Source organism: Streptomyces sp. PA03-1a, from assembly GCF_033792805.1.
GTDB lineage: Bacteria > Actinomycetota > Actinomycetes > Streptomycetales > Streptomycetaceae > Actinacidiphila.
Genome location: NZ_JARAVO010000332.1, coordinates 1 through 8,178 on the forward strand (window position 1 = coordinate 1; position 8,178 = coordinate 8,178).

Annotated in this window: 4 protein-coding genes; 2 read left to right on the forward strand and 2 right to left on the reverse strand. The window is 69.6% G+C overall.

The annotated features are described in order from the left end of the window. Nucleotides 1-85: 85 nt before the first annotated feature. Together PV341_RS41745 and PV341_RS41750 are read right to left on the reverse strand one after the other, a co-directional pair. Nucleotides 86-685, reverse strand: coding sequence for a hypothetical protein (locus PV341_RS41745; protein WP_500330884.1), 600 nt, complete (start codon nucleotides 683-685; stop codon nucleotides 86-88). Between the two features lie 591 nt (nucleotides 686-1,276). After that, nucleotides 1,277-1,798 carry an NUDIX domain-containing protein gene (locus PV341_RS41750; RefSeq protein ID WP_500330882.1) on the reverse strand — a complete coding sequence of 174 codons (522 nt, stop codon included), beginning with the start codon at nucleotides 1,796-1,798 and terminating at the stop codon, nucleotides 1,277-1,279. A 573-nt stretch (nucleotides 1,799-2,371) separates the two neighbouring features. Between PV341_RS41750 and PV341_RS41755 the strand changes: the two genes are divergently transcribed. Both PV341_RS41755 and PV341_RS41760 read left to right on the forward strand, forming a co-directional pair. Beyond that, a complete protein-coding gene (locus PV341_RS41755; protein WP_500360589.1) occupies nucleotides 2,372-7,021 on the forward strand; it encodes a family 78 glycoside hydrolase catalytic domain in 4,650 nt (1,549 codons plus the stop codon). A 291-nt stretch (nucleotides 7,022-7,312) separates the two neighbouring features. Further along, nucleotides 7,313-7,768, forward strand: a complete 456-nt coding sequence (locus PV341_RS41760) for an NUDIX hydrolase (protein WP_500330879.1) — start codon at nucleotides 7,313-7,315, stop codon at nucleotides 7,766-7,768. The last annotated feature ends 410 nt before the right edge of the window (nucleotides 7,769-8,178 follow it).

Sequence of the window (8,178 nt, forward strand, 5' to 3'; positions counted from 1 at the left end):
AACTCCACCAGGAACACGTCGACGAGACACCCACCATCTGAACCGGCGACGGTGCCGCCGGCGTGCGGGGTGGGCCGTCGCCGGTTCAGATGGTGGGTGTCTCGTCGACGTGTTCCTGGTGGAGTTCGAGGACGAACTTCCAGCCGGCGCTGGCTTCCATGAACCGCACCCGGGTGGGGTAGATGTCCAGGGCGCGGCGGTCCCGGTTCTGGCCGGTCGTGCCCTTGCGCCCGCGGGCGGGCTCTTCGAACAGGTCGACCTTGACGTCCGGCACCGCGACGACTTCCTCGTTCCAGCGCTGGACGATTCCCGCGCCGAACGCCTCCCGTGCAGCAGCGTAGAGCGATTCGAGGGATGCGGTGTTGCCGCCGGGCACGAAGAGAGCGAGGTTCAGCAGGACGCCGGCACTGGCCAGGACCTCGATTTCCTCTCCGGCCTCGTCGGCAACCCATATCCCGGGCTGCTCGGCATCGTCGGGGAGGATGTGGACTTCCTCGCCGAAGACCGTCCTTGCGGTGAAGGATCCGCCCTCGAAATTCTTGCCCGACTTCGTGAGGGATGCCGGCGCGTAGCAGCCGAGGGGGAGATCATCCATGGCTGCCGAGACGAAGATCTCGTCCTTGAGGCCCAGTTCTGAGACCTCCTCGGCCGTCAGACGCCGGGCCGTAACCTTGCTGGTGTTCACAGTCTTTCCCTTTCTTCGTGTAGCCCCACCGGGAGTTCGGCGACCTGCTGTTCGCGGCTGGGCCGCGGCCTGTCGGCTGTCCTGGTGGTGACCACGCGTCACGTAGCGTAAGTGGTGGGCGCGTCGTGTGACGTCGCCGCCCCCGGACAAGATCCCAGAAGCCTCCGGCTCCCCACGACCGGGGGATACGGCCTGTTCAGGGATGCGTCGTCTTCCGCGGCAGCGCGGTTTGCAGGGGGAGCCACGCGCGGTGAGTGTAGTGCGGGGGACTGACAGCGCAGCGGCGTGGGCGCCGGCCGGCGTCAGCGCGGCAACGGCTGCCGCCGAAGTCCCTGCCGGTGCGGGGGTAGCCGCCCCTTGTCGGCCCGGAGGCGCCGGTGCTTCAGTTTCCCTCCGCGTACCGGGTCTGCCGGCCACGGCCGTCATCCGTGTTCACCCGGTACGTCTGCCTTATGTGGCATCAGACGAGTCTCGTCTACCGTCATGGCCCCCGATCCCGTGGCACAAGTTCCCCATGGTCGCCGAGCATCAACTGGCCTATCGATAGCTGCAGTTCACAGCGAACATCGGTCGGGCTCCCACTGGCCCAGCTCATGAGCACCGTTCCTGCGCAGAAGCCGGTGCGGCACGACAAGCGAGATATCGATCGAGAATCGCCTGGCTATCAGGAGTGAAGGTCCACTGCAGCAGAGCCCGCCGCAGCTCGGACTCAGTCAGCCACCCGTGCCAGGCCACCTCTTCCGGATCAGGGGCGACGATCTCCGGCAGCACGGCGTCACAGACCGCAAGCCAGTGAGGGCTGAGCCCGCCCCGGTTGAGGAACTTGAACCGAAGGCACACTGTCGCCCGCACTCCCAGCTCCTCGCTGAGCTCGCGGGCAGCTGCCTGCTCATAGGACTCGCCGACTCCCGCAGCACCCCCGACCCCGAGTTCATAGTGCCCTGGGAAACGGGACAGGTGCACGGCCCGCCGATGCACGAGAAAACGTCCTTGCCCGTCGCGGCACACCACCACGCCAACCCGGTGCAGCCAGCCCTCCCGAACGGCGTCCCGCCGACTGACCACCCCCAGCACACGGTCCTGAGCGTCAACGCGTTCCACGAGTTCATCCACGACACGCACGATCGCAGAACCCACTGACACCCGCCCGGAACGACCGGACCGCCACACGGTCGGCGAGCACTCAGACCGGCCGCCCCACCCCACCGAACGAAGGATCACGCCCCTGTCTCCATTCTCGATAGCCTGCCGACGGGCAGACCCGGCCGGGCCGCATCGCCACGCCCTCGCCCCCTGCCTCAAGGCACGCCCGGGCGCCGGGCGGTTCGCGGCGGGCACCCAGGATTCTGGCGCTGAGCCCGGGCCGGTCCGCCAAGTGAGGTGGAAGCCTGCCGCACCCGAGTGGCCGGTCGGCGGCCCGCCGGGTTTCCAGGGTGGGCCTGCCGGGACCGGGCTGCCTCCCCGACAGCAGGACTTCGTAGACCCGCCTCGGCATGGGCGACGGCCTCGTGGGCCGGGCCACCGGGCCAACCCGCCGCCACGGGGACGCGATGGTCCCATCGACTTAAACCGATTCATTGATCTCTGGAATCCATCCCATCAAATCTGTCCAACCCGTTGCCATGGAGGGGTGATGGCCGCCAGGGTGTCATTGAAGCGTTTCAGTATCCTTCTTGAGGAGCACCCGTGCGTCAGCAGATCACCGCGGTGGTCGCTGCATCAGTCTTCGTCGTGGCGGCACCCGCGACGGCGACGGCAGCGAGTCCACCCACCGCCTCCACCGCCCCCGCCGCCGCTGCAACGAGCGTCGGCGGTTTGACGGTCAACGCCCTTGACGATCCGCTCGGTATCCCGTTGGCGGCGCCAACCTTGGGCTGGCAGCTCGGCTCCGAGCGCCGCGGCGTCACGCAGCGGGCCTACGAGATACACGTCGCCTCTTCGGCCGACCGCCTCGACAAGCCCGACGTCTGGGACAGCGGCAAGGTCTCCTCCCGCCAGTCGGTCGACGTCCGCTACGGCGGCCCCGCGCTGCAGCCGCACACCGACTACGTCTGGTCCGTCCGCGTATGGGACGACCGCGGCATCGCCTCCAAGTGGAGCGCGCCCGCCACGTTCGGCACCGCTCTGGGCGACCGGCCGTGGACCGCCGCGTGGATCGGTGCGGACACACCGGCGCTGGGCGCCCAGTGGACCGACTACACGATCAAGTTCACCGCCTCCGACATCAACGGGGCGCTCGGCGTCTACTTCCGCGGTCAGGACACCGAGAACGCCTACATGTGGCAGATCAGCGACGCCGATGACGCGCTGCGCCCGCACGTCAAGCGCAGCAGCAACTACTCGGTCCTCAAGGCGACACCGTTCCCGGCCGGGTTCGACTTCGCCGCCGAGCACGACTACGCGATCGCCGTCGACGGCGACACGATCACCACCACCGTCGACGGCAAGCAGCTTGACCAGCGCACCGATGCGACGTTCGGCGGCCCCGGCACGATGGGCTTCCGCACCAGCGGCGCGGAGCGCGGTCTGGTCCGCGACGTCACGGTCACCAGCGACGACGGAACCGTCCTGGTCGACACCGCCTTCCCGGCGGGCGACCGCACCTTCGCGTCCGGCACCGTGACCGCCGGCGGCCTGCGCGTCGACAGCGCGGGCGGCGAGGCCTGGCTGCGCCGCGACGAGCCTGTCCCGCTGCTGCGCAAGGAGTTCGACCTCGGCGGCAAGACGGTCGCCCGGGCACGTGTGTACGCATCGGCGCGCGGCGTGTACGAACTGCGGCTCAACGGCGCCCGGGTGGGCAACGCCGAACTCGCACCCGGCTTGACGGCTTACGACAAGCACATCGACTACCAGACCTACGACGTGACCCGGCAGGTCCGCGCCGGCGCCAACGTGCTCGGCGCCGAGGTCGCACCGGGCTGGTACAGCGGCAAGGTCGCCATGTTCGGCACCGACGTCTACGGCAAGGACAACTCGGTGATCGCCGAGATGCTGGTCGAGTTCACCGACGGCACCAGCACCACCGTGCGTACCGACGGCACCTGGACCACCACCGGCGGTCCGACCCGCGAGGCCGACCTGCTCGACGGCGAGTCCTACGACGCACGGGTGGCCAAGCAGGTCGGCGGCTGGGACAAGCCCGGCTTCGACGACGCGAACTGGGCCACGGCGCACGTCCGCGACGAGCCGACGACCGTGCTCGAACCACAGACCGCGGTCGACGTACGGGTCACCCAGGAGCTCAGGACCGCCAAGCGGATCGACTCGCCGACCGACGGCGTCTACCTCTACGACCTCGGGCAGAACATGGTCGGCCACGTGCGCCTCACCCTCAAGGGCAAGCCGGGACGGACGGTGAAGATCCGGCACGGCGAGGTGCTCAACCCCGACGGCACGCTCTACACCGCGAACCTGCGCACCGCGAAGGCGACCGACCACTACACCTTCGCCACCGACCAGCCGGAGACCTTCGAGCCGTCGTTCACCTTCCACGGCTTCCGGTACGTCGAGATATCCGGCGTCGACGAGGCCCCCGTGGCCAAGGACCTGGTCGGTGTCGTCGTCGGCACCGACGGTGACCTCACCAGCAGCCTCGACACCAACTCCGACCTGGTCGACCAACTGCACAGCAACATCGTCTGGGGCATGCGCGGCAACTTCCTGTCGATCCCCACGGACACCCCGGCGCGCGACGAGCGGATGGGCTGGACCGGTGACATCAACGTCTTCGCCCGCACCGCCGTCTACAACATGGACGCACAGTCCTTCCTGACCAAGTGGCTGCAGGACCTGCGGGACACCCAGCGGCCCAACGGTTCACTGCCCGGCGTCGCCCCCGTGGTCCCCGGCCGCTTCGACGGCGGCTACGAGTCGGCCGGCTGGATGGACTCCGGCGTGCACGTGCCGTGGACGGTGTGGCAGGCGTACGGCGACACCAACGTCATCCGCGAGAACTACGACATGATGAAGGGTTACGTCGACTTCCTCGACGCCGACTCCACCGGCCACATCCGCTCCGCCGGCGGCTACCTCGACTGGCTCAACCTCGACGACGCGACCCCGGCCGACGTGCTCGACACCGCGTTCGTCGCCAAGAGCACCCGCGAGTTCGCGCAGATGGCGGCCGCGATCGGCCGGGACGGCGACGCGGCGGCGTACCAGCAGCGCTACGAGGCGATCAGGTCGGCGTACCAGTCGGCGTTCATCGGCGCCGACGGCACCGTGAAGGGCGACAGCCAGACCTCGTACATCCTGACCCTGACCAACGACCTCGCCCCCGCCGACCGGCGCGACAAGGTCGTCGCCAAGTTCGTCAAGACCCTCGAGCGCCGCGACTACCACCTGTCGACCGGCTTCCTCGGCGTCGACGGACTGCTGCCGGCACTCACGCAGGCGGGCCGCTCCGACATCGCCTACCGGCTGCTGCAGCACAAGGACTACCCGTCCTGGGGCTACGAGATCGGGAAGGGCGCGACCACCGTCTGGGAACGGTGGAACTCCATCAACCCCGACGGCACCTTCAACGACGTGGGGATGAACTCGTTCAACCACTACGCGTACGGCGCGGTCGGCGAGTGGATGTACGGCACCATGGCGGGCGTCTCGGCGGCCGAGCCGGGCTACCGCAAGGTGCTCATCGCCCCCGAGCCCGGTGAGGGCATCGACCACGTCGACTTCAGCCACCAGACGCCGTACGGCACGGTGCGCAGCGCGTGGAGCACGACCAGCGGGACGATGAAGCTCGACGTCACCGTGCCGGCGAACACCACCGCCCAGGTGCGCATCCCGGCGGCGAACCGCTGGGCGGTCACCGAGGGCGGCACGCCGATCAGCGAGGTCGACGACGTGAGATACGTCGAGCAGGCCGACGGTGACGTGGTGCTGGAGGTCGGCTCGGGGCGCTATGCGTTCGCGGTCGACCCGGTGCTCGGGGACCTGGGGGCGGCCCGGGCGCAGGCAGCGTCGTTCTCCGACGATGTCGACGCGCTGCAGGTGCGTGGTGCCGGCAAGATCGCCAAGGGTCACCTGCAGGTGCGCACCGCCCTGATGCGGACCGAGCTCGCAGCCGCCTGGCGCCTGCAGAGCGAGGGCGCGGACGAGCGGCTGACCGCCGCCGCGGTGCACCGTGCGCTCGCCGGCGTGGCGGACCTCGACCGATGGACGCAGACGTACGCCGAGCAGGGCACGATCGACAAGACAGCGGCCACGGCACTGCGTGATGCGCTGACCGGCATCGAGCAAACCCTGTCCCGGGCATCGTCGCGCCTGGTCGGCGCGGTCGCCACCCTGGAGGTGCCGGCCGACGAGATCCTCCCGGGCGATGTCGTCCGCGTGACCGTGGCGTTGAAGAACACCGGCAAGCGACCGCTGACCGGCGTCGATTCGTCTCTGCAGGCACCCAGCGGCTGGACGGTGAAACCGGTGGGCCGGCACGCGTCCACCACAGGTGCGGGCAGTACGGTCAAGCACGCCTACGACGTCACGGTCGCGACCAACGCGCAGGCGTCCATGGCCGACCTCACCGGCTCGGTGTCCTACCAGTACGCGGGAGGAACGGCGACGCTCCCGGTGTCGGCGGGCCTGCCGGTCGCCCCCGGCGTCGCCATCGACGGTGTGTCCACCACGCCTGACACGGCCGGCCCGGGCCAGGCGGCCACCATCGCCACCGTGCTGACCAACCGCACCGATGTGGTGCAGTCCGGCAAGCTCACGCTCGGCCTCCCTGACGGCTGGTCGACGCCGAACCCGGTCGGCTACCAACTGAACCCGGGGGAGAAGAGGACGGTCCAAACGGTCGTGACGGTGCCGCTCACCGTCGTCGGCCAGGCGGCCACGGTCACCGTGGCGACCGGCTCGACGCCGGCGGAGCAGGCGACCGGCACGATCGCGGTCTCGCTGCCCACCCCGCCCGCGCAGTCCAGCGACCACGTCGACCTCGGCGACGGGCCGTCGGAGTCCGCCCACCGGCTGACCGCGTCGGAGCACTCGGGAACGAACATCGAGGCCGGACTGACGCGGCGCTACACCCACTCCTCCTACCCGGGCGGCTGGCTGGAGTTCGACGCCGCCGTACCCACCAAGGGTCGCTTCGTGGTCCGCATCGTCGAGACCTTCGACGGTGCCCGGCGCAAGACCTATGACGTCCAGGTGGACGGCACGGTGGTGCACAGCGTCGACCTGAGGCGAAGCGAGGGCGGCCAGGGCACCATCACCCACCAGTTCGTGGTCGACCCCTCCGCCGGCACGTCGGACGGCACCGTGCGGCTCCGCTTCCAGGACACCGGCGCCGACTACGACCCCTCGATCGCCGACGTGTGGGTGATGCCAGTCGACTGATGCAGCCCGCGACACCCCGTGTGCCTGAGCACCCCCGCGCCGGGGTGCTCAGGCACACGACCCGCGGCACGGGTGATCTCTGGACCCGGTCGAAATGGCTGACCAAGGGGTCTGCCGGGGCGTGGCAGGCCGCTGTCGAGGGGCGCCGTCACGACACCCGCGGCCGGGCCGGGAAGGGGGTCTGCGGCGTACACGGCCGACGTAGCCACGTGTTTGGAAGGCCACCCTTCCATGCGCGATCGTGGCCCTTACGCGGGACGCATCGGCGACCCGGCTCCCGAGAGGCATGGCGTGAAGCGCATCATCGCTGGACTGTGGCGCATCATCCGGGGGCCCCTGCAGTGGCGGGTCCTGTGGCTGACGAACAGCAAATACATGGTCGGCGTGACCGGCGTTGTCCGCGACGCCGAGGGCCGCGTGCTGCTGCTGCGCCACCGCCTGTGGCCCGAAGACCGCCAATGGGGCCTGCCCACCGGCTACGCCAAAGCAGGTGAGGACTTCCGCGACACCGTCGCCCGCGAGGTACGTGAGGAGACCGGCCTGGACGTCAAGGCCGGCGAGGTGGTCCACCTCAAGAGCGGCTACAAGCTGCGCGTGGAGGTGGCGTATGCCGCCGAGCTCGTCGGCGGCTCCCTGAAGCTCGACTCGTTCGAAGTCCTGGAGGCCAAATGGGTATCGCCGAACGACCTGCCGCCGGGATTGCAGGAGTCGCATCGACTCCTGATCCAGGGCCGGCCCCAGGGCTGACTCGCCACGGTCGAGCGCAGCCCGCGATCGCCCGCCCCGTACGAATGCCTGACCGGCACCTGCGATGCGGCCCGGCTGCTCGAACCGCTGACCGTGGGATGTACGACGCCGGAAACCCTCACCGAGCATCAGCCAGCCGTCATGTTCTCCTTTTGCCGCGCGTTCTGCGGCGGGGGAGGCGGCGGGCCTTGACTTTGAGCCCGTCAGGCCCGAGGGGTTGATACGGAGGCTCTTGTTGCGGAGGTCCAGGGTGTCCGAGACCTCAGTCGCTGATGGTCAGACCGGAGCCCGGGGTCGCCAGGCCGGGAGCGACCGAGCCTGCCGCGGTCAGGATCCGGTCCGGGTCGCATGGAGTGGGGTGGCGGCCCGACAGGCCGTGTTCGCGGTCGCGGTGTTGCGCGGGCGGGGGC